The 22,790-nt window shown below is 67.2% G+C and carries 19 protein-coding genes and 1 pseudogene; 11 read left to right on the forward strand and 9 right to left on the reverse strand.

What is annotated here, in order from left to right:
• Positions 1-1,014 (reverse strand): Bug family tripartite tricarboxylate transporter substrate binding protein, encoded by a 1,014-nt coding sequence (locus M0765_RS11240; RefSeq protein WP_258503737.1) that lies wholly within the window; start codon positions 1,012-1,014, stop codon positions 1-3.
• Between the two features lie 100 nt (positions 1,015-1,114).
• Here M0765_RS11240 and M0765_RS11245 point away from each other — a divergent pair, with 100 nt between their 5' ends.
• Both M0765_RS11245 and M0765_RS11250 read left to right on the forward strand, forming a co-directional pair.
• On the forward strand, positions 1,115-2,011 hold the full coding sequence (locus tag M0765_RS11245) for a LysR family transcriptional regulator (RefSeq protein ID WP_258503739.1): 897 nt from the start codon (positions 1,115-1,117) through the stop codon (positions 2,009-2,011).
• Positions 2,012-2,086: 75 nt separating this feature from the next.
• Positions 2,087-2,797: a DUF3053 domain-containing protein gene (locus tag M0765_RS11250; RefSeq protein ID WP_258503740.1), complete on the forward strand. Its 711-nt coding sequence runs from the start codon at positions 2,087-2,089 to the stop codon at positions 2,795-2,797.
• Here M0765_RS11250 and thiL read toward each other — a convergent pair whose 3' ends face one another.
• Both thiL and M0765_RS11260 read right to left on the reverse strand, forming a co-directional pair.
• Entirely contained in the window at positions 2,798-3,757 is a 960-nt protein-coding gene (gene thiL, locus M0765_RS11255; RefSeq protein WP_258503742.1) for a thiamine-phosphate kinase, read from the reverse strand.
• Between the two features lie 45 nt (positions 3,758-3,802).
• A complete protein-coding gene (locus tag M0765_RS11260) occupies positions 3,803-4,429 on the reverse strand; it encodes an isochorismatase family protein (RefSeq protein WP_258503744.1) in 627 nt (208 codons plus the stop codon).
• A 104-nt stretch (positions 4,430-4,533) separates the two neighbouring features.
• Here M0765_RS11260 and M0765_RS11265 point away from each other — a divergent pair, with 104 nt between their 5' ends.
• A complete protein-coding gene (locus M0765_RS11265) occupies positions 4,534-5,511 on the forward strand; it encodes a GlxA family transcriptional regulator (RefSeq protein WP_258503746.1) in 978 nt (325 codons plus the stop codon).
• A 21-nt stretch (positions 5,512-5,532) separates the two neighbouring features.
• On the opposite strand, the gene M0765_RS11270 is transcribed toward M0765_RS11265, so the two are convergent.
• From M0765_RS11270 to apaG, 4 genes are all read right to left on the reverse strand, one after another.
• Positions 5,533-6,768: a YbdK family carboxylate-amine ligase gene (locus M0765_RS11270; RefSeq protein WP_258503748.1), complete on the reverse strand. Its 1,236-nt coding sequence runs from the start codon at positions 6,766-6,768 to the stop codon at positions 5,533-5,535.
• The gene (locus M0765_RS11275; protein ID WP_258503750.1) at positions 6,765-8,036 is read right to left on the reverse strand and encodes a cation:proton antiporter; all 1,272 of its coding nucleotides are present in this window, start codon (positions 8,034-8,036) and stop codon (positions 6,765-6,767) included. Before M0765_RS11275 ends, M0765_RS11270 begins: the two co-directional genes overlap by 4 nt.
• Positions 8,033-10,024: a site-specific recombinase gene (locus M0765_RS11280; RefSeq protein ID WP_258503752.1), complete on the reverse strand. Its 1,992-nt coding sequence runs from the start codon at positions 10,022-10,024 to the stop codon at positions 8,033-8,035. Before M0765_RS11280 ends, M0765_RS11275 begins: the two co-directional genes overlap by 4 nt.
• 125 nt (positions 10,025-10,149) lie before the next feature.
• The gene (gene apaG / locus M0765_RS11285) at positions 10,150-10,545 is read right to left on the reverse strand and encodes a Co2+/Mg2+ efflux protein ApaG (RefSeq protein WP_258503754.1); all 396 of its coding nucleotides are present in this window, start codon (positions 10,543-10,545) and stop codon (positions 10,150-10,152) included.
• A 71-nt stretch (positions 10,546-10,616) separates the two neighbouring features.
• On the opposite strand from apaG, the gene rpe reads away from it, so the two are divergent.
• Positions 10,617-11,315 (forward strand): ribulose-phosphate 3-epimerase, encoded by a 699-nt coding sequence (rpe, locus tag M0765_RS11290; RefSeq protein WP_157611760.1) that lies wholly within the window; start codon positions 10,617-10,619, stop codon positions 11,313-11,315.
• Positions 11,316-11,322: 7 nt separating this feature from the next.
• On the opposite strand, the gene M0765_RS11295 is transcribed toward rpe, so the two are convergent.
• The gene (locus M0765_RS11295) at positions 11,323-11,595 is read right to left on the reverse strand and encodes a hypothetical protein (protein WP_258503755.1); all 273 of its coding nucleotides are present in this window, start codon (positions 11,593-11,595) and stop codon (positions 11,323-11,325) included.
• 159 nt (positions 11,596-11,754) lie between these two features.
• Between M0765_RS11295 and M0765_RS11300 the strand changes: the two are divergent.
• The 3 genes and pseudogenes from M0765_RS11300 (at position 11,755) to ligD (ending at position 14,903) form a co-directional block, all read left to right on the forward strand.
• A pseudogene (locus M0765_RS11300) lies at positions 11,755-12,748 on the forward strand (succinylglutamate desuccinylase/aspartoacylase family protein).
• A 200-nt stretch (positions 12,749-12,948) separates the two neighbouring features.
• Positions 12,949-13,992 (forward strand): non-homologous end joining protein Ku, encoded by a 1,044-nt coding sequence (gene ku, locus M0765_RS11305; RefSeq protein WP_258503757.1) that lies wholly within the window; start codon positions 12,949-12,951, stop codon positions 13,990-13,992.
• 20 nt (positions 13,993-14,012) lie between these two features.
• Complete coding sequence (gene ligD, locus M0765_RS11310; RefSeq protein ID WP_446751547.1) at positions 14,013-14,903, forward strand: non-homologous end-joining DNA ligase; 891 nt, start codon at positions 14,013-14,015, stop codon at positions 14,901-14,903.
• Positions 14,904-14,931: 28 nt separating this feature from the next.
• Here the strand turns inward: ligD and M0765_RS11315 are convergent, their stop codons facing one another.
• Positions 14,932-15,750: a transglutaminase-like domain-containing protein gene (locus tag M0765_RS11315; protein WP_258503758.1), complete on the reverse strand. Its 819-nt coding sequence runs from the start codon at positions 15,748-15,750 to the stop codon at positions 14,932-14,934.
• Between the two features lie 331 nt (positions 15,751-16,081).
• Here M0765_RS11315 and M0765_RS11320 point away from each other — a divergent pair, with 331 nt between their 5' ends.
• From M0765_RS11320 to M0765_RS11335, 4 genes are all read left to right on the forward strand, one after another.
• Positions 16,082-16,249 carry a hypothetical protein gene (locus tag M0765_RS11320; protein ID WP_258503759.1) on the forward strand — a complete coding sequence of 56 codons (168 nt, stop codon included), beginning with the start codon at positions 16,082-16,084 and terminating at the stop codon, positions 16,247-16,249.
• Positions 16,246-18,432 carry a catalase HPII gene (gene katE / locus M0765_RS11325; RefSeq protein ID WP_258503760.1) on the forward strand — a complete coding sequence of 729 codons (2,187 nt, stop codon included), beginning with the start codon at positions 16,246-16,248 and terminating at the stop codon, positions 18,430-18,432. Before M0765_RS11320 ends, katE begins: the two co-directional genes overlap by 4 nt.
• A gap of 257 nt (positions 18,433-18,689) precedes the next feature.
• Positions 18,690-20,732: a CHAT domain-containing protein gene (locus tag M0765_RS11330; protein WP_258503761.1), complete on the forward strand. Its 2,043-nt coding sequence runs from the start codon at positions 18,690-18,692 to the stop codon at positions 20,730-20,732.
• A 345-nt stretch (positions 20,733-21,077) separates the two neighbouring features.
• Positions 21,078-22,790 carry a ShlB/FhaC/HecB family hemolysin secretion/activation protein gene (locus M0765_RS11335; RefSeq protein WP_258503763.1) on the forward strand — a complete coding sequence of 571 codons (1,713 nt, stop codon included), beginning with the start codon at positions 21,078-21,080 and terminating at the stop codon, positions 22,788-22,790.

A 22,790-nucleotide genomic window follows, 5' to 3' on the forward strand; every position in this document is an offset into this window, starting at 1 on the left:
TCAGTCAAGCTTGATGCGGGCGTCCTGGATGACCTTGGCCCACTTCTTCGTTTCGGTGCGGATGTAAGCGGCAAAGGCCTCCGGCGTGCCCGGCGAGGGCTCCACGCCAAGGTTGCGCATCGCGGCCTTGTTCTGCTCGTCGGCCAGTGCGGCATTGATTTCGGCATTGAGCCTTGCCACCACATGTGGAGGCGTACCGGCTGGCGCCACCACGCCGAACCAGCCGGTCGAGTCGTAGCCGGGCAGTCCGCCCTCGGCCACGGTCGGCACGTCGGGCAGCATGGGAAGCCGCTCTGGGCTTGTCACGGCGAATGCCACCAGCTTGCCGGCCTTGATCTGCTGCAGCGACGAAGGCAGGTCGACCACCGCAAGCGGTATCTGGCCCGCCAGTGCATCGAGTGCCGCCGGCCCCGAGCCGCGATAGGGCACCTCCACCAGCTTGATGCCCGCCATTTGCGAGAACAGCGCGGCCGAGAGATGCATGGCCGTGCCGTTGCCACCATGGCCGATGGAGAGCGAGCCCGGCTTTTCTTTTGCAAGTGCAATCAATTCGCGCTGCGTCTTTGCAGCCACGGAAGGGTGTCCGACGATCACGAACGGAATGGCCGCAAGCATGCCCACCGGCCTGAAGTCCTTCAGCGGATCGAAGGGCATCTGCGGATACAGGCTCGTGTTGGCCGACAGCGCGCCGGCCGCGCCCACACCCAGCGTGTAGCCGTCGGCGGGCGCCTTGGCCACCAGCGCAAGGCCCACGTTGCCTCCGGCACCGGGCCGGTTGTCCACCACCACCTGCTGGCCGAGCTTCTCGTTCATGCGCGGCACCAGCATGCGCACCACGCCGTCGGCGCTGCCGCCAGGCGGAAAGGTCACCACCATGCGAATGGGCTTGTCGGGAAAGTCGCCGGCGGCGGGTGCCTGCGCGTGGGCGGTAACGGTCAGCAGTGCGCAGGCCGTGCCCAGCAGCAGTAGCTGCCGGCGAAGCGCATGTGCCTGGCAGGCCATGGTTGCAGTCATCGAATCACTCCTTGAATATTGGTCTTGTTTGATGCCGATTGGACGATGCCAGCATTCATCCGTAAATCAAGGAATTCCGCATCAAATATCATCTTTTCTAATGAACGCGAACTTCAGTCCTACGCTGCGCCAGTTGCGTGCATTTCTTGCCGTCTACCAGATGCGACAGCTCAGCGCGGCGGCGCAAAAGCTCTTCGTCACGCAATCGGCGGTGAGCATGCTGATCCGCCAGCTGGAGGAAGGGCTGGGCACGCGGCTGTTCGACCGCACCACGCGTTCGCTCAAACCCACCGCCGCCGCGGAAGAAATGCTCTCCACGGTCGAGCGCGTGCTGCGCGATGTCGATTCGCTCTCGGCCGATTTCCGCGAACTCAGCACGCTCGAGCGCGGGCGCGTGACGCTGGCCATCACACCCACCCTTGCGGCGCTGCTCCTGCCCGATGCGATGCGCGTGTTTGCCGAGCAGCATCCCAAGGTGCGCGTGCTGGTGAACGACTGCGCGCCCGACCAGTTCATTTCGCGCATCCTCGGCGAGCATGTGGATTTCGGCATCGGCACGCCCGAGCGGCCCGGCGCCGAGGTCGAGACGCAGCGGCTCATGCGCGACCATCTCGCGCTGGTGTGCCGCAGCGATCATCCGCTGGCCAATGCGCGCGTGGTCCGCTGGAGCGATCTCGGGCGCCACCCCGTCATTACCGTGCGGCCGGGCTACGGCGTGCGGCCGCTCATCGACGGCACCGCGGCCGATGCCGGCGTGGCGCTCGACGTGGTGAACGAGGTCTCGTTTCTTTCAACGGCCCTGTGGATGACCGCCAGCGGCATGGGACCGTCGATCATGCCCTCGGCCTTTGCCCGCGCCGCGAACGATCCGACGCTGGTGATCAAGGTGCTCAGCGCGCCGCGCGTGGCGCGCGACATCTCGGTGGTCACCAAGCGCGGGCATTCGCTGTCGGCGGCGGCGCGCAGCTTCATCGACGTGCTGAAGCAGTCGTTGTAGTTCTTTTCTCTTCCTTCCGCGGCAGGCACGGGCCGTATGCTTGGCGCCTCATTCAAGCGCGAAAGCCCACTCATCATGAAAACAACCCTGGTCCGTTTCAACGCGTTGTGCCTGTGTCTCGCATTCAGTCTGTTGCTTGCCGCCTGCGGCAACAAGGAGGCCGAGCAGCGCACCGCATTCATCGGCTTCTTGCAGACCCGCGTGCTCGACAAGCCGGGCCTTCGCGTGCCCGCGCCCAACGCCGACGAGAAGGCCTCCTTCGGCGACTATGCGCAGCACTACGCGGTGATTGCCGACTTCAACGAAGGCATGAACAAGTCCGTCAGCCAGCCCATGACCCAGGTCATGGCCAAGGGCTCGCTGCGCTCCGTTGCCGACCTGGCATCGCGGCGCGACGACCTCAAGGCCGCGAAAGACGGCCTCGGCGGCTTGCGCACCGCGCTCGACCAGGAGCTTGCCAAGGCCGACGCCGCGCGCGCCAAGCTCAAGCAGCCCGACGACCTGAAGCAGGTGTACGACAAGGCCTATGAAAAGACGGTAACGGCGCCGGCCGCCACCTTCAAGGAAGTGTTCCCCGCTCTCGACGCGGTGTTCGACGGCGCGTTGGCCGTGGGCGACTACATCGAGCAGAACAAGTCGAAGATCCAGGTCTCCGGCTCGACCATGGCCGTGACCGACCCCGCGGTGCAAGCGCAGCTCAACAAGATGCTGCAGGACCTCAACGGCCACTCGAAGGCCATCAATGCCGCGCAAACAAAAATGCAGGCAATGGTCCGCGGGGGCTGATCAGACGAAGTGGTCGAACGAGCCGAATCGCTGCGCGACCGGTGAGCCGCTCGCGTCCACGATGCGCAGGCCCGCTTCGGCATCGATGCGGCCGATGCGCGTCACGCGCGTGAAGCTCTCCTTGCCGGCTTGTTCGACCGCAGCGCGCGCGGAGGGCGCGGCGGTAAAAACCAGTTCGTAGTCGTCCCCGCCCGAAAGCGCGCAGGTGCGCAGTGCTTCGATGCCGAGGCCGGGCGCCGATGCGGCGGCCACCGTGCTCGTGGCCGCGTCGGCATCGAGCGTGGCGCCCACCCGGCTCGACGCGAGGATATGGCCCAGGTCGCCGACGAGCCCATCGCTCACATCCACCGCCGCCGAGGCGATGCCGCGCAAGGCCTGCCCCAATGCGACACGCGGCGTGGGCTGCTCCATGCGCATGCGTGCCTGCGCGAAGACATCGGCCGGCAATGCGAGCGTGCCGCGAAAAACTTCAAGCGCCAGCCGCGCATCGCCCAGCGTGCCGCTGACCCATATGTCGTCGCCCGCGCGCGCGCCAGAGCGCAGCAGCGCCGCACCGGCCGGCACTTCGCCGAACACGGTAATGCAGATATTGAGCGGGCCGCGCGTGGTGTCGCCGCCCACAAGCTCGCAGCCGTGCGCATCGGCCAGCGCGAAGAGCCCGCGCGAAAAGCCTTCGAGCCAGGGCTCGTCGATGCCGGGCAGCGCGAGGGCAAGCGTGAAGGCCAAGGGCTTTGCGCCGCAGGCCGCAAGGTCGCTGAGGTTCACCGCCAGCGCCTTGTGCCCGAGCCGCGCCGCATCGACCGTCGAAAGAAAGTGCCGGCCTTCGACCAGCATGTCGGAAGACACCGCCAGTTGCATGCCCTGCCCGGGCGCGAGCAATGCGCAATCGTCGCCCACGCCGAGCGGGGAGCGCTTGGCGGGGCGCTTGAAGTAGCGTGTGATCAGGTCGAATTCACCCATGGGGCGAGCATAAGCGCTGCGGCGTCCGCGAACGCCGGGCGGTGCTCACCCCCGCGCGCGGCGGTTCGACATCACCACGTTGTCCTTCTCGATCGGCTGGCCGGCCTGCAGGGCGGCCATCCATGCCTCGGTGCTCGCCACGGCCGCAAAGTTGCTGTGGAACACGACGCTGAACACGCGGTGGATTTCCTCGGCACTGACCTTGCCGGCCGCGTTCTCGTAGGGCAGCGCGCCGGTCGCGTCCGAAAGAAACTCCACGTTCAACCCGCGGTGCATGGCCTCGAACACGGTGGACGCATGGCAGTTCTGCGTCATGTAGCCGGCCACGCTGAGCGTGTCGATCTCATGGCGCGCGAGCCAGTCGGCAAAGTCGGTGCCGGTGAACACGCTGGGGAACGTCTTGGTGATCAGGTGGTCGCGCGGGCGCTTTGCAACTTCAGGATGCAGTTCGCCGTTGTGGGTGTCGGCCTGGAACACCGGCGCTCCCTTGGGTGCGTGATGGCGAACCACCACCACGGGCGTGCCGGCCGCCCGAGCGGCGTCCATGGCCTTGGCGATGTTCGGCAGCGATTCTTCGACGGGCGGATATTCGATCGGCAGGCCGCCGCCTTCGAAATACTCGTTCTGCACGTCGATCACGACGAGGGCGCGACGCGGTGTGGGGTTGCTCATGGTGTGTGGCTCCTGGCTGTGGTTGTGTTGCGATGGCTTGATTCTTCCCGCTTGGGCGCGCCGGAGAAAGTGGCCCGAAAGCCATTCATCGATAAAATCGGGCCATGGCTCAAAAATCTGCGGAAACCATCGCCGTCGTCGCCTTCGACGGCATCAGCCCCTTTCACCTGTCGGTGCCGTGCATGGTCTTCGGCGAAGACCGCACCGAGGCGGGCGACCCGCGCTTTCGCCTGCTGGTGTGCGGGGTCGAGCCGGGGCCGCTGCGCACCAATGCCGGCTTCACGCTGACGGTGCCGCACGGCCTGGAGGCGATCCGCAAGGCACAGATCGTGGTGGTTCCTTCATGGCGCGACGACATGCGGGCCGCGCCGCCTGCGCTGATCCACGCGCTGCAGACGGCGCACCGGCGCGGTGCCGTCGTGGTGGGACTGTGCCTGGGCGCGTTCGTGCTGGCCGAAGCGGGCCTGCTCGACGGCCGGCCGGCCACCACGCACTGGAACCTGGCCGAGGCCTTTGCCAGGCAATACCCCAAGGTCACGCTGCAGCCCGAAGTGCTGTATGTCGACGACGGCGATGTGCTCACTTCCGCCGGCACGGCCGCAGGCATCGACTGCTGTCTTCATCTGCTGCGGGTGCGCTACGGCGCAGAGGCGGCAAACCGCGCCGCGCGGCGCATGGTGGTTGCGCCGCACCGCGAGGGCGGGCAGGCGCAGTACATCGAGCGGCCGGTGCCCGCCGCCGCGGAAAGCGACCGCCTTGCGCCGCTGCTCGAATGGCTGGGCCGCCATTTGCACAGCCCGCATGAGCTGGACGAGCTTGCCAGTCGCGCGCTGATGAGCCGGCGCACCTTCACGCGGCGCTTTCGCGAAGCCACTGGCACCACGGTCGGCCAGTGGCTGCAGAACCAGCGCCTGGCGCTCGCGCAGCGGCTGTTGGAGACCACCGGCAAGCCGGTCGAGCGCGTGGCGACGGACGCCGGCTTCGGCTCGGCGGTGTCGCTGCGAAAGCACTTCGTCGCGGCCTTCAAGATTTCTCCCACGGCGTACCGCAGGCAGTTCTCGCAGGAGGCGGTGGCCGCCTGAACAGCGCTCCCTGCGGCGCGCTCAGGCCGCGCCGCGAAAGCGCAGCGCCGCCTGCCGCACCACCTCGGCCAGCAGGCGCTCCTTGCCTTGCTTCTCGCGCAGCCACCGTGCATCGTTGCGGTTGGCTTCCACGCTGGTGCGCAGTTCGCCGAGCGCCTGCGTGGCGTTGAGCGCCTCGCTGTGCCATTCGAGTTGCGTCATGGTCATGAGGATGTGGTCGCGCAGCGGCATGTGCTGGCCGCTGGCGGGATCGACATACACCGCGTCGAGCCCGAAGCGGCAGGCCTGGAAGCGGTTGTAGGTGTACACCAGGTAGTCGTCTTCCGTCGGCTCGAAGGGCTGCTCCTGCAGGAACCACGCGGCCAGCGACTGCACGTAGCCCGCCAGCGCCGCGGCGCGCTCCACCGTGAGCGGCGTGTCGAACACGCGGATCTCGATGGTGCCGAACTCCGGCTTGGGCCGGATGTCCCAGTAGAAGTCTTTCATGCTGCGCACGACGCCGGTGCGGGTCATGCGCTCGAAATACGCCTCGAATTCTTTCCAGCTCAAGGTGAAGGGCGCGCGGCCCGAGAGCGGAAACGCGAACACCGAGTTGAGCCGGGCCGAGTCGAACTGCGTGTCCTGCCCCTGCACGAACGGCGACGAGGCCGACAGCGCAATGAAGTGCGGGATGTAGCGCGACATGCGGTGCAGCATCAGCAAGGCCGCGTCCGCATCGGGGCAGCCGATGTGTACGTGCTGGCCGAAGATGGTGAACTGCTTGCTCAGGTAGCCGTACAGCTCCGACAGCTCGCGAAAGCGCGGCTTGTCGTAGATGCGCCGCTCATGCCATTGCTGGAACGCATGCGTGCCGCCGCCCACCACCGCGATGTTGAGCTTGTCGGCGTTCTTGATCAGCGCCTCGCGAATGGGCGAAAGCTGCTTGATGACGTCCTGCGCCGAATGGCAGATGTCGGTCGAGATCTCGATCATGCTCGAGGTCATCTCGGGCACCACGCTGCCGGGCAGGGGCGTTTGCGCCATCAGCCGCAGCATGTCCTCGGCATAGGGCGCCAGGTCGTAGTCGTGCGTGTTGACGAGTTGCAGCTCCAGCTCCACGCCGAGCGACAGCGCTTCGGAGCGGTTGAAGGGCTCCAGCTTGACCACGCGGCTCGCGGGGTCCGCGGGAAGCGCCGGCGAGCGGAAGTCGTCGCTGTCCACCGTGCCGGGAACGAGAGGGGCGTTGGAGCTGTCGGGAAAGCCAGTGGACGCGGTCATCGCTGCGTGTCCTCCGTGGTGCTGAAAGCCTGTGGCGCCCAGGGCACCGAGCTTTCGCCCACCGCGTGTATGGCCACGGTGGCGAGCACGGCGCCCATCACCTCCATGAGGAGAATCGAGGGCAGGGCCACCTGCGTGATCATGGTGCCGAGCAGTGGCGACGCGGTGGTGAAGTTGGATGCGATCAACAGCGCAATCGACGACAGCGGCGACATCGCGCAGCCAACCCAGAAGGCCTGCTTCCAGCTGGCGCCGCTGCCGGGGTTGGCAATGGCCACGCCCGCGATCTTGGCAAACAGGCGAACCACGATCACGGCCAGCACCACGCTGGCAACGGGCAACGTCCAGTCGGCCTGCGCCGCCACGATGGACACCAGCACGAACATCAGCATGGTGAGCAGCGAAGCGGCCGTGCCGAGCTGCCGCTGCCAGGCCCAGGGCTTGGGGTTGAGGGTCTTGAGCAGCACGCCGCCGATCAGCGCGGCGAGCGGTGCGGAGCCGCCGACGTGCGCCGTGAGCGCGGCGCCGGCCGCAATGAGCGCGAGCAGCAGGATCGAGGTGCTCTCGCTCGTCGGGCTCATGAACCGCAGCGCCGTGCGAAGCGCCAGCGCCAGGATGGCGCCGATCACGAAAGACAGGCCAAGCACCACCGCCACCGGATAGAGCTTTTGCAGCAGGGTTTGCGGCGCGCGCTCGATGAGGCCCGCCTGCGCATAGCCGAGCGCCAGCGCATAGAAGGTGTTGAGCGTGGCCAGCGTCATGGCGCGCTCGGTCACAGGGCCCGAGGCGCGCGTGTCCATGATCACGCGGCTCAGCACGGCCGGCGAGGCGACGATGGCCATCAGTGCGATGGGGTTGGCCACCGGGTCGGGCAGGCCCAGCAGCTGCAGCGTCCACAGCACGCCGAAGTAGGTGAGCGTGGCTTCCAGCAGGCTTTGTCCCAGCACCATCGGGTTGTGGCGGAACCAGCGCAGCGGCAGCCGGCCGCCGGCTTCGAACAGCACCACGGCGGCGCCCAGCTCCAGCAGGAACAGGCTGATGCCGCGCAGCGGCCAGATGGCGCCCTCGAAGCCGGCAAAGCCGACCACCGCGCCGACGATCGAATAGCCCACCACCTTGGGCAGGCCCAGGTAGCGCTGCACCAGGTGGCCGGAAGCCGCCGCGGCGGCCAGCAAAAGCGACCAAAGCACCGTGGGCAGGCCCGCCGAGGGGCGCAGCCACTCGGACCAGAAGCCCAGCAGGTCGTTGAAGAGACTCGTCAAATTCATGCAGGTAGAAAAAAGCTTACGGGCCGGCTGCGCCAGCGTGCCCAGATGGCGCTGCGGATGCGCGCGCGGTCACCAAGGCTCACGCTGTGCGCGCGCAGGGCCAGACGGAATGCGAAATAGAAACTCACGCTCACATTGAGCGCACCGATCACCGGGATGGCCGCCACCGCCCACCACAGCGCGGGCTGCTGGAGCACCGGCATGCCCACGGAGGCCGCGGCCGCGGCTATTTGCCCGGCTGACAGTGTCACGTGGCGCACGTCCAGGCCTAGCCCGAAGAAACCCGCGAATGCGGGCAGCAGGCCAAGCATGAGTCCGAGCGAAATGTTGGAAGCGAAGCCCGAGATGTGTGTGCGCATGAAGGTGGCCCAGCGGCGGGCACGGGCGGCACCCAGAAAAGCGCCGATGCGAGGGTTGTAACGCATGGCGGAGTCCAGCCTGTGCAGGACAAAGGCGTTTTCTGTCCAGCCCGCGACGATGCTGGCGGCAAACAGCAGCACGCCCGTGAGCGCAGCGTAGAGCGCGGTGGGGCCCAAGAGCGAGAGCGATTGCAGCGTGGCCGCGGCATGCGCCGCATCGAGCAGCGGGCGGCCAAGCGCGAGCTGCACCAGAAGCGCCAACCCCAGCATCGCCGGCACCACCACACCCACATTGCCCAGCACCGCCGCCACTTGCGAGCGCACCAGGTTGGCCACCTCGTCGACAAAATCGGCCACCGCGGCGTCGGTCTTGATGTCGCGCAGGCGCGCCGCCATGGCGGGCGCCGTCATCGCGGGCTGCTTGGTGGCCAGGGTCAGGTGCAGCAGCTGGATGGCGACGAAGCTGGCGGCATACATCAGGCCCGACCAGAAGCCGCTCCAGAACGCCGACAGGCCAATGGCATAGATGCTGAACTTGAGCAGCACCGTCAATGAGGTGAGCGCGCCGCCGCCCGCGGCCTTGCGCACCATCTGCAGGTAGCTCGCGCGGTCGCGCGTGATGTAGTGCTCGCCGGTTTCGGCGCTGCGCTCGGTCACCCGGGCCGCAAGCATCGACGAGTTCGATGCAATCAGCGCGCGGATGCTGTTGCGCTCGCCGCCCGCCAGCACCAGCCGGCCCACCAGCCGCGCCACGTTGGGCGCCGGCGCGGCCGGCATCAGGCAGTCGAGCAGCTCGCGGATGCGCAGCACCCGCTCGCGCAGCTGGCGCAGCCGGAACACCAAGCCGACCGAAATGCCGTTGTCCTCGAAGTGCGCATAGACCGACGAGGCACTGGCACGGCAGGCGTCGAGCCGGTCGCGAAAGGCCAGGAAGGCGGCTTGCAGCGCCGCATCGCCCTTTTCGCCTTCTTCGCCCGCGGGCTTTTCGAACATCTGCTCGCGCAATTCGTCCAGGTCGGCCATGAGCGCGTGGAACGGCCGGGCCTCGTGATGCTCCACGCTGGTGCGCAGGCGAAGCTCGGGCGAGAAGCCGGCCGCCACCACCTGGCTGCTGCAGTAGGTGACCGCGTCCATCACCGTGTGGCGCCAGCGAGGCGTTCCGTCGGCCTCCAGGGTTGCGTCGGCGAGCAGGGCGCCGATGCGGGCAAGCTGGGTTTCGTCGAGCAGCGCGATCCAGCCCGCGTCGAACACGCCGGGCAGCACCATGCGAAAGAGGTCCGACGCGTCGGTGGTCTCGGGCGTGCCGGGCAGGATTTTCCGTCGAAGGCGTTCGGTGAGCTCGCTCACAAACGCAGTGCGCGGCGCAAAACCGTAGTCCGCCAGCAGCGTGGTCAGGTCGACCGCCTGCGTGAACGCGTGCCACCACGCGCGCAGCCGTTCGCGCAGCTCGGGCCGCGCCTCCACTGCGTCGAGCAGCAGCGACACGCGCCCCACGGCGGCCTGCGGTGACGCGCGGTCGCCGCGAAGCCAGTCGAAAACGTCGATCAGCCAGACATGGCGGTGCGCCACGTCCGCCGTCGGATCAAGCCGGGCCAACAGGCCCTGCAGGTCATGCGATGCAGCAGCCATAAAAAATGTGAAAACGGAAAACCAAATACCAGAAACACCGAGGAACCGGCTTTGCCGGGCCTCTGGTGTTGCCCCCGGCGAGGGGGGGGAGAAGCGACACGCAGTGCGCGAAGCCTGGGGGAGTACTAGTGCAATACGCGCGAGACAGGCGCGCCGCCAATGTCGGCTTCCAGCACGAACATCGGAACCGGCACGTCGAAGCGCTCGCCCTCTTCAGTCACCACGAAGAAGCTGCCGTGCATGGTGCCGCTCGGCGCCTGCAGGCGGCAGCCGCTGGTGTAGCGGAACGATTCGCCCGGCGCCAGGAGCGGCTGCTGGCCGATCACGCCAAGGCCTTTGACTTCCTGCGCATGGCCGGAAGCGTCGTTGATGAGCCAGTGGCGCGCGATCAGCTGCGCACCCACCTGGCCCACGTTCGAGATGGTGATCGTGTAGGAGAAGGTGTAGATGTTGTCCTTGGCGGAGGACTGGTCGGCCAGGTAGCGGGGCTCGACCTGGACGCTGAAGGGGCTGTGTGACATGCGCGCGATGGTAACTGGAGCCTTCTCTTGCACGGCTTTCCGGGTTTTGCGGCGGCTGCGACAATCGGCGCATGAGCACGCCGTTCCGCATCGCCCCCTCCATTCTTTCCGCCGATTTCGCGCATCTTGGCGACGAACTGACCAAGGTCATCGCCGCCGGCGCCGACTGGATCCATTTCGACGTGATGGACAACCATTACGTGCCGAACCTGACCTTCGGCCCCATGATCTGCAAGGCCCTGAAGCCCTACGCCAAGACGGCGGACGGCGAGCCGGTGCCGGTCGACGTGCACCTGATGATCCAGCCCGTCGACGCGCTGGCCGCGTCTTTTGCGGAAGCGGGCGCCGACTACATCAGCTTTCACCCCGACGCATCGCCCCACGTCAACCGCAGCATCCAGGCCATCAAGGGCGCGGGCTGCAAGGCGGGGCTGGTGTTCAACCCGGGCCTGGGTCTGGAGGCGCTGGACTGGGCCATCGACGACATCGACCTCATCCTGATCATGTCTGTGAACCCGGGTTTCGGCGGGCAGAGCTTCATCGACTCGGCGCTGCGCAAGATCGAACTCGCGCGCAAGCGCATCGAGCAGAGCGGCCGCGACATCCGCCTGGAGGTGGACGGCGGCATCAAGGCCGACAACATTGCGCGCGTGGCCTCCGCGGGCGCCGACACCTTCGTGGCCGGCAGCGCGATCTTCAACGCCAAGGACTACGGCGCGGTGATCTCGTCGATGCGCGACCAGCTCGCCGGCGTCGGCAAGAAAAAGTAAACCAAGCTCAGCGCTTGACCTTGTCGTTGTAGACGCGGTCCGTCACCGGGCCGCGGTCGGTATCGACGGCGCCGCGCTCGATGTCGTCATGGCCCTTGCGGCCCACCTCGCTCGGCTGCCCGTCCTGCGCCTCCTGGCTGTCGGAAGACTGGTCGCGCTCATGCGGCAGGCGCGGCGCCGAATCGCCTCCTTGCTCGACCTTGGTGTTGCCGCCGCCGGCGTCCCGCACCGGGTCGTCCGGTGTGCCGGGGTCTTTCGATCGGGGCTTGCTGCTGCTCATGGCGTGTTCCTCTCGGTGTCTATCTGATGAGTCGAGCCTGCACCGCTCGGCCGGCAGCGGCGGTAGGACAGCCGAGGCGGGCCCTGTAGGCGTGCCGCGCCGCTATGAAACCAGTAGCGTCTTTGCGCACAGGGCAACCCCTCCGCAATAATCGGCCGGATGTCTTCCGATGATCCTTTTGCCGGCGCCGCCACCGACAGCCTGCGCATCCACACCTTCGCCTCGCTGAACCCCGGCCCGCGGCTGCTGGTGCTGGGCGGGGTGCACGGCGACGAAACCTGCGGCACCGTGGGCATCGAGCGCGTGCTGGCCGAGCTCGACGGCGGCGCGCTCCAGTTGCTGCGCGGCCAGCTCACCTTGGTGCCCGTGGCCAATCCGCTCGCGCGGAGGCGCCTGCAGCGGGAGGGCGAGCGCAACCTCAATCGCCTGTTCAAGCCCAGCGAGGCGCCGGCCGACTATGAAGGCCGGGTGACCAATGTGCTGTGCCCGCTCATCGAACGGCACGACGTGCTGCTCGACCTGCATTCCTTCCAGAGCGAGGGCGACGCCTTCGCGATGATCGGCCCGCGCGACAACACCGGCCCGCTGGAACCCTTTGCCCGCGCCGCCGAGGAGGGGCTGCTCGCGCTCCACCTGGGCACGTCCATCGTGGTGGAAGGCTGGCTCGACATCTATGCGGCAGGGCTCGCGCAGCTCCGCGGGCGTTTCGGTCGACGAAGACGCGATCGACTTCGGCCGCGGCACCAACGAATACATCCGCAATTGCGGCGGCTACGGCGTCACGCTCGAATGCGGCCAGCACCGGGACCCGAAGGCCCCCGAGGTGGCGTGGCGCGCCATTCGCCGCGCGCTGGCGCTGCTCGGCATGGCGGAGCTGCCGCAAGGCATGCCAGCCGCGCCGCCCAGCCCGCCCCAACTGCTGCGGCTGGCGAGCGTGACAGACCGGCTGCACGAAGAAGACAGCTTCGTGCGCGACTGGGCCACCTTCGATGCGGTGCAGCGCGGCGAGCCCATCGGCATGCGCCACGACGGCACGCTGGTCAGCGCGCCGGACGACGGGTTCATCGTCTTCCCCAACGCACTGGCACTGCCCGGCGCCGAGTGGTTCTACTTCGCGCGGCCGAGCGAGCGCGTGCTCGACTCTGTGGCCTGAAGCATCTGCTCCTTCCCCTTCTGGGGAAGGCTGGGATGGGGGCGGGCAGAGCGCCCAGTAGACACGCCGCTTGCCCCCACCCCGGCCCTCCCCGGAAGGGAGGGAGAAAAGCCGGGCCGCGCCTTACGGCAGGCGCCGCAGCGCTCCTACACGGGCCGGAGGCCCTTGGCGCAAAGTCTCGAGCCTGAAGGAGTGTGTCCATGGCAGTCTCGAAAAAAGCACCCGCGCCGCGCGTCCTGTGGAAAGGCGCGATCAGCTTCGGCCTCGTCCACATCCCGGTGGCGCTGTACTCGGCCACCACCAGCCAGAGCATCGACTTCGACTGGCTCGACAAGCGCACCATGGACCCCGTGGGCTACAAGCGCATCAACAAGAAGACCGGCAAGGAGATCGCGCGCGAGAACATCGTCAAGGGCGTCGAATACGAAGACGGCGAATACGTGGTGCTGAGCGACAAGGAAATTGCCGACGCATACCCCAAGACCACCCAGACCATCGAGATCGAGACCTTCGTGCCCGCCAACGGCATTCCGTTTCTCTACCTCGAGCGCCCCTACTACGTGGCGCCCATCAACCGCGGCGCCAAGGTGTATGCGCTGCTGCGCGAAACGCTGCAGCGCAGCGGCCGCATCGGCGTGGCGCGCGTGGTGATCCAGACCAAGCAGCACCTTGCCGCGCTGGTGCCCGTGGGCCCGGGGCTGGTGCTGAACCTGCTGCGCTGGGGAACCGACATCCGGCCCTGGACCGAGCTGCCGCTGCCCTCCGAAGACGCGAAGAAGGCCGGCCTGAACGAACGCGAGATCAAGATGGCCGAACAGTTGGTGGAGGACATGAGCGCCGACTGGGACCCTGACGAATACAAGGACGAGTTCAAGGACGAGATCCTGCGGCTCGTCGACCGCAAGGTGGCCGCGGGCCAGACCGAGACCGTGACGCAGATCGAGCCCGAGGAAGGCCAGGCCGTGGAAGGCCGCGGCGCAAAGATCATCGACCTGACCGAGCTGCTGCAGCGCAGCCTGCGCAAGGGCGGCGGCGCCAAGGCTTCCACCAGGACCGCCGACGCGGACGAAGAGGAAGACGACGAAGACGAGCCCGCCAAGCCGTCTGCCAAGAGCAGGACCACGGCCAAGGCCAAGCCGAAGACCAAGGCCCACGCCAAGGCCACCGCCAAAAGTACCAGCGGCAGTGCCGCGGGCAAGCGCAGCGCTGCCAAGACAGCTCCCGCCCGGCGCCGCGCAGCATGAACGGCCGGGAGAGCGACCGGATGGAGACCAAGGCACCGCGCATCACCCATGCGGAACGCGTGATCGACACCGTGAGCGGCGTCACCAAGGGAGACCTCGCAGAGTACTACGCCACCGTGGCGCCGCTGATCCTGCCGCACCTCAAGGGGCGCCCCGTGGCGCTGGTGCGCGCGCCCGAGGGCGTGGGCGGCGAGCTGTTCTTCCAGAAGCATGCGCAGCATAGCGACATTGCCGGCATCAAGCTGCTCGACCCGGCGCTGGACCCGGGGCATGACCCGCTGCTGCAGATCGACACGGCCCAGGCGCTCATCGGCGCGGCGCAGTACAACACCATCGAGCTGCACACCTGGAACGCAACCTCGCGCGCCATCGGCAAGCCCGACCGCATGACCTTCGACCTCGACCCCGGCGAGGGCGTCGACTGGCAGCAGATCCAGGAGGCCGCGCTGCTGGTGCATGTGCTGCTCGACGAACTCGGCCTGCCTTCGTTCCTGAAGACCAGCGGCGGCAAGGGGCTGCACGTGGTGGTGCCGCTCAAGCGCGAGCTTGGCTGGGACGAGGTGCGGGGCTTTTCGCGGGCTATCGTGCAGCACCTGGCGCGCATCGTTCCAGACCGCTTCGTGGCCAAGAGCGGGCCGCGCAACCGCGTGGGCAAGATCTTTGCGGACTACCTGCGCAACGGCTTCGGCGCCACCACGGCCTGTGCCTGGTCGGCGCGCGCGCGTCCGGGCATGGGCGTGTCGGTGCCGCTGGCGTGGGAAGAACTGCCCGACCTGGGCAGCGCCGCCCACTGGACGGTGGCCACCATTGCCGACCGCATCGGCGTGGGCAACACGCCATGGGACGCCATGGAGAGCAGCCGAACGGGTCTGCGGGCCGCCATGGAGATGCTGGGCTACATGCCCTCGTGAAGCCGGCGGACCTTGCCGGCCCGCTTTGCTACTGGAGCACTTCGTTCGTCGTCACTTCGAAGCGCTGCAACGAGTTGGCGCCGAACACCATGGTGATCGGTACGTCGGCCGCATCGCGCCCGCGTGCAATCACGATGCGGCCGATGCGCGGCACGTTGTGCCGCGCATCGAAGGTGTACCAGCGGTCGCCCAGGTACACCTCGAACCAGGCGCTGAAGTCCATCGGGTACGGCACGGGCGGAATGCCGATGTCGCCCAGATAGCCCGTGGCATAGCGCGCCGGAATGTTCATGCAGCGGCACAGCGTGATGGCCAGGTGCGCAAAGTCCCTGCAAACGCCCGTGCGCTCGCGAAAGCCCTCGAGCGCCGTACGCGTGGCGCGCGCGCTCTGGTAGTCGAAGCGCAAATGCTCGTGCACGAAGTCGCAGATGGCCTGCACCCGGTGCCAGCCGGGCGCCACGCGCGAAAAGTTGTTCCACGCGAACTGCAGCAGCTCGCTGTCGACTTCGCAGTAGCGGCTCGGCAGCAAAAAGGGCAGCGTCGACACCGGCAGGTCGGCCGCCGCGTGCTCCACGGCGCTGTAGTCCACCGGGTCGGACCAGCCCGGGTCGAACACCACGGCATGGTTGCGCAGCCGGACGCTCTCCACGCCCGCGGGTATCCGCACCCGCGCGCAGTGGTTGTCGAATGCATCCATGTAGTAGTCGGTATGCAGCGGCGGGCTGATGGTGATGTGCTCGCCGTTCTGCAGGTCCGCCGCGCGCGACGGGTGGACTTGCAGCATGTAGATCAGTGCCGTGGGTGCCGTGACGGCGAGTTCAATGTCGAAACCGATCTCTATCTGCATGTCGTTCTTCCCTGTGGGCCAAGTATGTGTTCTGTCCGGATGTGCAAGCAGGCTTCGTGCCTCCTTTGTTGATGCTATCGGTGCCCCGATGCCGGGGCACGCGGGCAGATGCGCAAAGCCGCGTAGGTGCGAGCCCGGTTCTGTCGGCGCGCTCCTACCTTGCACGCCTCACCTCTCCCACAAGCGGGGGCGAGGCGTCACTACGGGTAACAGTCTGCGGCAAACATAACCTTTCGATTCGCTCGCAACGCCTTCAAATCGGCTCTTATCGCCCTTACCGGCTGCAGCGCAAGCATCACGACTTGTCCAATCTGATCTGCTGGAGCGAATCATGAATATCTCTGCCCTGTTCGATTCACTCACCGGTACTTGGGGGGATGAAATCCTGTTCTGGGTGGTGGCCGCAGTGGCAGGGTTCATCTGCCTGATTGCGTTGGTGAACGTGCTGGACCTTTTTCTCGACAACGAAGCTGACCCCCCAATGAAAGATCCTCGATGACGCCACAGAACAAGGCCGCCGCCGGACGCCGATCGAAGGCCACGGACGGCACCAATGCCAAGCAGCAGCAACTCGAAGGCTTCGCGACCGATCATGCGCCCAATCTGACGACCAACCAGGGTCTTCAGATTCCAGACAACCACAACTCGCTCAAGGCAGGTCTGCGCGGGCCCACGCTGCTCGAAGACTTCATCCTGCGCGAGAAGATCACGCACTTCGACCACGAGCGCATTCCCGAACGCGCGGTGCATGCCCGCGGCTCGGCGGCGCATGGTTTCTTCCAGGTCTACAAGTCGATGTCGCAGTTCACCTCGGCCGACTTCCTGCAGGACCCCGATGCGAAGACGCCCGTTTTCGTGCGCTTCTCGACGGTGGCCGGCGAACGCGGATCGGCCGATACGGTGCGCGACGTGCGCGGCTTCGCTGTCAAGTTCTACACCCGCGAAGGCAACTATGACCTCGTGGGCAACAACATCCCGGTGTTCTTCATCCAGGACGCGATGAAGTTTCCCGACCTCGTCCACGCCGTCAAGCCCGAGCCGCACCACGCGATGCCGCAGGCCGCGAGCGCGCACGACACCTTCTGGGACTTTGCCTCCCTCATGCCCGAGAGCACCCACATGCTGATGTGGGCCATGTCGGACCGCGCCATTCCGCGCAGCTATCGAATGATGGAAGGCTTCGGCGTTCACACCTTCCGCTTCGTCAACCATCGCGGCGAGAGCCACTTCGTCAAGTTCCACTGGAAGCCCAAGCTCGGCATCCACGGCCTCGCATGGGACGAAGCCCAGAAGATCGCCGGCAAGGACCCGGACTTTCACCGGCGCGACCTGTGGGAAGCCATCGAGAACGGCGACTTCCCCGAATGGGAGCTCGGCGTGCAGCTCATTGCGCAGGACAAGGCGCAATCGCTCGGCTTCGACCTGCTCGATGCGACCAAGCTCATTCCCGAAGAGATGGTGCCGGTGCAGCGCATCGGCCGGCTGGTGCTCAACCGCAACCCCGACAACTTCTTTGCCGAAACCGAGCAGGTGGCGTTCCACCCGGGACACGTGGTGCCCGGCATCGACTTCAGCAACGACCCGCTGCTGCAGGGGCGCCTGTTCTCGTATACCGACACGCAGATTTCGCGCTTGGGCGGGGCCAACTTTCACGAGTTGCCCATCAACAAGAGTGTCTGCCCGTTCCACAACTTCCAGCGCGACGGCATGCACCGCCAGACCATTGCGCGCGGCCAGGTGGCCTATGAGCCCAACTCGCTGGGCGACGGCAAGGAGTTCCGGGTGGACGGCGGCAGCGTCGGCTTCCAGTCGTACCCCGACGAGATGGAGTCGCCCAAGGTGCGCCGGCGCAGCCCGACCTTCGACGACCACTTCACGCAGGCGCGCCTGTTCTTCAACAGCCAGAGCGCGGCCGAGAAAGAGCACATCGTCGCGGGCTTCCGCTTCGAGCTCTCGAAGGTCGATGTGCCGGCCATCCGCCAGCGCATGGTCGACAACCTGGCGCATGTGGACGAAAAGCTCGCGCGCCGCGTGGCGGAGCCGCTCGGTATTGGTGCGCCCGATGCCAAGGCCGCCGCGGGCCGCGCGGGCTATCGCGAACACCGCATGACGCTGCCGGTCTCGGAATCGCCCGCGCTCAGCATGGCCGATACCGGCGACGGCACGATCCGCACGCGCAAGATCGCCATCCTGGTGGCGGACGGTATCGACTCCGCCTCGCTCAAGCCGATTCGCGATGCGCTCGAGCAGGCCGGCGCGCGCTGCAAGGTGGTCGGCCCGCGCCTGGGCACCGTTGCCAGCGCGTCGAAGCGGCAGATCGACATCGACATGACCTTTGCCAACGCGCCTTCGGTGATGTTCGACGCCGTGCTGGTGCCCGGCGGCAGCCTGGGCGCCGCCGCCCTTGCGGCCGCGGGCGATGCCGTGCACTTCGTGCTCGAGGCGTACAAGCACTGCAAGGCCATCTGCACCGTGGGCGAGGGCGTGCAGCTGTTGTCCAGGCTCGGCATTGCCGCCGACCCGCAACCCGGCGATCTGCCTCCCGGCGTCGTCGTGGCGGCCACGCCGGTCACCAACCTGGGCGACAACACCGCAGCCACGCAGATCGCGCAGGACTTCATCGCGGCCATTGCCAAGCACCGCCACTGGGAGCGGGCCGACATCGAATCGGTCCCCGCCTGACGCACTCCCTGAAGTAGTCCGTTTGCGCTAGGCCTTCTTGCGAATAGCCGCCGCGGGAGGGCGCTCCTAGACTTTCCCACGAGGCCTGAACGGCGCGCACTTCCGCGACGTCGACCCCCGCAACCGCGGGCACACGGGCCGCACGCGGGGGTCCAATGACGTGGTTTTCGAGAACGGGATGGGAGCGCTCGGCACGTCGTGCAGGAGTCGCGGGTGCTCTCGGGCTGGCTGGCATTCTCTTGCTGGGGCACGGGCCATTGGCCCTTGCGCAGCAGCAGGCGCCCAACGCCGAGGCGGCGGCCAGCAAGGCCGAGCAGGCCCGGCTTGCCGACACCGACACCTTGCTGGCATTGACCAGCGAGGGCGCGGTGCTCTACGGGCAAGACGCGGTCAAGCTCTCCGGCTACCAATACTGCAGCCAGGCGGTGGCGCTGGCCGAGGCCGGTGAGTTCAGGCAGAGCGTGCGGGCCGCCAGCAAGGCGCTGCATCTGGCCAATGCCACCCGCGACCCGAACCTGATGGCCATGGCCAACCGGGACCTGGCCATCGTCTACAGCTATTCGGGCCAGCTCGAGAAGGCCGAGGAATTCGCACGCGAGGCGCTCAAGCACCAGGCGCGCGACCCCAAGCTGGTGGTCGGCCCGGTGCAAAAGGTCATCGGCGACGTGCGCACCCGCCGCGGCGACTATGCCGGCGCCGTGATCAGCTACGACGAAGCGCTGGCCAACAGCTCCGCGCGCTATGCGCCGCTGGTGCAGGCCTCTCTCGTCAACGCGCTCATCGAATCGGGCGATGCGGCCAGGGCGCGCGAAGTGCTCGGCGGCATGGCGGCGCCCAAGGACGCACCGCTCACGGCGCAGCTCGACCGCACGCGCGCACGGCTGCTGCTGGCCGAGAACAAGCCGGCCGAGGCGCGCGACCTGTACCGCGCGCTCACGGCTCGCCAAGTGGGCACCGACACCGAGTACTACCGCCTCTGGGCCTGGGACGGCGTGGCGCGCAGCGAGCTTGCGCTGGGCCAGAAGCAGGCCGCGGCCGAAGCCGTGGCCCGCGCGCTTGGCAGCGTCGACCAGGTGCGCGCCAAGTTCCGCAGCGAAGAATTCAAGATGGGCCTGTTCTCGGACCTGCAGTCGGTGTTCGAGCGCGGCGTGTCCATCTACAGCGACGCGGGGGATGCGCGCCAGGCCTTCGAAGTGAGCGAGCGCAGCCCCCCGCGCGCGCTGCTCGATGCGGTGCGCGGCCGCGCAAAAATCAACGAACGCGCCTCGCACACCGTCGACCTGGCCACGCTGCAAGGCACGCTGGCGCCCGACGAGCGCGTGGTTCAGTTCCACGCGCTGCCCGACCGCCTGCTGGTGTGGGTCGTGAGCCCCGCCGGCATCGAAGCCAAGACGGTGCCGGTGCGCCGCGAAGAGCTCACCGAATTGGTGGAGGTGTTCCGCAACTCCATCGTGCGCGGCCGCCGCGCGGCCATCACCAATGCCGACAAGCTCGGCACAGCGCTGCTCGGCCCGCTGGGCCTGGCGCCCGGGCAGCGGGTGATCGTGGTGCCCCACGGGCCGCTGCACTACCTGCCGTTCCAGGCGCTGCGGCTGGGCGGGCGCTACCTGATCGAGACAAATCCGGTAGCGGTCGCGCCTTCCATCAGCATTGCGGTGCAGCTGGCGCAACGCACGCCGCGCGTGAGCGCATCGCTCACGGCCTTTGGCAATCCGCGCATCGAAGACAAGTACGACCTGCCCGGCGCAGAGGTCGAGGTCAAGCAGCTCGCGCAGCTGTTCCCGCGCAACACCGTGTACATGGGCGCGGCAGCCACCAAGACGCAGTTCCGCGAGGTGGCCGCGCGCTCGCCGCTGATGCACGTGGCGGCCCACGCAGAGGCCGACGCGGTCGACCCGCTGTATTCGCGCATCCTGCTGGCCAACGAAGGCGGCAAGCAGAATTTTCTGGAAGCGCACGAGATCCTCGGGCTGCCGATGGACGGCACGGCGCTTGTCACGCTCTCGGCCTGCGAGTCGGGCCTCGGCCGCATTGCGCAGGGCGACGAGGTGCTGGGCTTCACGCGGTCGTTTCTCTCGGCCGGAAGCTCGAGCCTGATCGCATCGCTGTGGCCTGTGTCCGACGACGCAACCGCCGTGCTCATGGGCACGCTCTACGGCGAGCTCGCCAAGGGACGCGATCTGCAGAAGGCGATGCAGGCGGGGCAACTGGCTGTGCTGAAGGACCCGAAGATGTCACATCCCTTTTTCTGGGCGCCGTTCAACCTGATCGGCAACTGGCGTCTCACGGTGGGGAGCTGACATGAAAAGACGAACCACTGCCATGTCTTGTGTTGCGCGCTGCTGTTCAGGGCGCGCCCCCGCCGACGGGGTACCTTTCTCCGCGAATGTCCCCCGGCCTGCGGCCTCCTCCTTTATTTCGCTGCGCAAGGCACCCCATCGACGTGTGCGTGATCCAGAGCGGTCGTTGATCAGCCATACGCTAGCAGCGTGCCCAAGTGCACAGGGCATCGGGTGCTCCGCGCAGCGAAATAAAGGAGGAGCCGAAGGCGGGGGACATTCGCGGAGGGGAAGTACCCGATGGCCTTTGCACGCGCCGAGAACAGCAGCGCCAAAAACACAACCAGCCCACGGTGGAGCACTGAGATGCGCGCTAGCCAACGCTCTACGCCAATTGCCTTTGCTGTCTCCGCTTTGATGGGCGCCACGTTGCTGGTAGCAGCCCAGCGCACCCACGCAGCAGAAACAGACACCAACACGCTGCTCCCCACCAAAGACCCCTGCGGCACCTGCGACCGCCCGCTCGCCCAGGCGACCGGCACCGTTGCACCGCAAAGCCTGCCGGCCGCGCCGCAACCGCCTGCCGCTTCGTTCAAGCTCAACGACCTGCGCCTGAACGGCGTCAAGGCGCTGACCAACGAAGAGCTGCAAAGCATTACCGCACCCTACATCGGCCGCAACGTCACGCTCGGCGATCTCGAAAGCCTGGCGCAGGCCATTACCGCGCGCTACAAGGAGCGCGGCTACTTTCTCGCGCAGGCCGTGGTGCCGGTTCAAACCGTGCGCGACGGCATCGTGGAAATCAGCGTCATCGAAGGCAGGCTCGGCAAGGTCGATGTCACCGTCGCACCCGACGCCCCCATCAGCGAAGCCCGCGTGCGCGGCTTTCTCGCGCCCCTGCAGCCCGGAGAAGCCGTGAGCGCGCCCGCCTACGAGCGCGCGATGCTGCTGCTGTCGGACCAGCCCGGCATTCGTGTCACGTCGGGGCTGCAGGAAGGCACGCAAAGCGGCACCACCGATCTTTCGGTCGAGGTCGTCGCGGGCCCGCGCTGGGCCTTCACGGCCGAGGGCGACAACCATGGCACCAAGGAGTCGGGGCGCTTTCGCGTCGGCGGCACCGTGCGCTATCTCAGCCCCTTCGGCATCGGCGACAACCTCGACATGCGGTTGATGGTTTCGAACAGCAATGCGCTGCAGTTCGGCCGCGTGGCCTACGAGGCGCCCATCGGCACCAGCGGCCTGCGCGCCGGCATTGGCCTTGCGCGCGTCAACTACGAGCTTGGCGGCGAGTTTGCCGAACTCGGGGCGCAGGGCAGGGCCGATGTGCTCGATTTTTCTCTCAACTACCCGTTGATCCGCCAGCGCCAGCAGAACCTCTTCCTGCGCCTGGGCGCCGACGTGAAGAACCTGACCGACGAGATGAACGCGGTCGACTTCGCGTCGAAGAAGCGTGTGCACGGCCTGGGACTTGGCTGGGCCTGGGAGAGGCGCGACGAGGTGTTTGGCGGCGGCTACTGGGCCAGCTCGGGCACGCTTTACCGTGGTGACCTTTCCATTCGCGACGAGCAGAGCCGCGCGTTCGACCAGAGCGTGGCGGGCCACCGCACCGAGGGCGGCTACACCAAGCTGAGCTTCCAGATTTCGCGGCTGCAGGCCATCGTGCCGAACCATTCGCTGTATGTGGCGCTCGGCGGCCAATGGGCCAGCAAGAACCTCGACGCTTCCGAGAAGCTCTCGCTCGGCGGTGCGCGCGCGGTGCGTGCGTACCCGTCGGGCGAACTGCTGGTGGACGAGGGCGCCATCGGCACCGTCGAATGGCGCTGGTCCCTTAACTCGGAGCTCACGCCTTTCGTGTTCTACGACGCCGCGCGCGGGAAGATTGTGCGCAACCCCTCTCCGTTCGACACCGGCCCCAACCGCCACAGCCTGCGGGGTTTCGGCATCGGTATTTCGTGGGCGCGGCCCGGCAACTTTGCGATCAACGCGACGCTCGCCTGGCGCGACGGCACACGGCCGGCGCAGACCGATGGCGGCGGCCGCAACCCGCGTTTGTACGTGCAGGCGCAAAAGGTGTTCTGA

Origin of the sequence: Variovorax sp. S12S4 (genome assembly GCF_023195515.1) — a bacterium.
GTDB lineage: Bacteria > Pseudomonadota > Gammaproteobacteria > Burkholderiales > Burkholderiaceae_C > Variovorax.

Coding starts and splice junctions, on each gene's coding strand:
- M0765_RS11240 (WP_258503737.1), bottom strand. CDS start 1,014: ATGACTGCAACCATGGCCTGCCAGGCACATGCGCTTCGCCGGCAGCTA.
- M0765_RS11245 (WP_258503739.1), top strand. CDS start 1,115: ATGAACGCGAACTTCAGTCCTACGCTGCGCCAGTTGCGTGCATTTCTT.
- M0765_RS11250 (WP_258503740.1), top strand. CDS start 2,087: ATGAAAACAACCCTGGTCCGTTTCAACGCGTTGTGCCTGTGTCTCGCA.
- thiL (WP_258503742.1), bottom strand. CDS start 3,757: ATGGGTGAATTCGACCTGATCACACGCTACTTCAAGCGCCCCGCCAAG.
- M0765_RS11260 (WP_258503744.1), bottom strand. CDS start 4,429: ATGAGCAACCCCACACCGCGTCGCGCCCTCGTCGTGATCGACGTGCAG.
- M0765_RS11265 (WP_258503746.1), top strand. CDS start 4,534: ATGGCTCAAAAATCTGCGGAAACCATCGCCGTCGTCGCCTTCGACGGC.
- M0765_RS11270 (WP_258503748.1), bottom strand. CDS start 6,768: ATGACCGCGTCCACTGGCTTTCCCGACAGCTCCAACGCCCCTCTCGTT.
- M0765_RS11275 (WP_258503750.1), bottom strand. CDS start 8,036: ATGAATTTGACGAGTCTCTTCAACGACCTGCTGGGCTTCTGGTCCGAG.
- M0765_RS11280 (WP_258503752.1), bottom strand. CDS start 10,024: ATGGCTGCTGCATCGCATGACCTGCAGGGCCTGTTGGCCCGGCTTGAT.
- apaG (WP_258503754.1), bottom strand. CDS start 10,545: ATGTCACACAGCCCCTTCAGCGTCCAGGTCGAGCCCCGCTACCTGGCC.
- rpe (WP_157611760.1), top strand. CDS start 10,617: ATGAGCACGCCGTTCCGCATCGCCCCCTCCATTCTTTCCGCCGATTTC.
- M0765_RS11295 (WP_258503755.1), bottom strand. CDS start 11,595: ATGAGCAGCAGCAAGCCCCGATCGAAAGACCCCGGCACACCGGACGAC.
- ku (WP_258503757.1), top strand. CDS start 12,949: ATGGCAGTCTCGAAAAAAGCACCCGCGCCGCGCGTCCTGTGGAAAGGC.
- ligD (WP_446751547.1), top strand. CDS start 14,013: ATGGAGACCAAGGCACCGCGCATCACCCATGCGGAACGCGTGATCGAC.
- M0765_RS11315 (WP_258503758.1), bottom strand. CDS start 15,750: ATGCAGATAGAGATCGGTTTCGACATTGAACTCGCCGTCACGGCACCC.
- M0765_RS11320 (WP_258503759.1), top strand. CDS start 16,082: ATGAATATCTCTGCCCTGTTCGATTCACTCACCGGTACTTGGGGGGAT.
- katE (WP_258503760.1), top strand. CDS start 16,246: ATGACGCCACAGAACAAGGCCGCCGCCGGACGCCGATCGAAGGCCACG.
- M0765_RS11335 (WP_258503763.1), top strand. CDS start 21,078: ATGCGCGCTAGCCAACGCTCTACGCCAATTGCCTTTGCTGTCTCCGCT.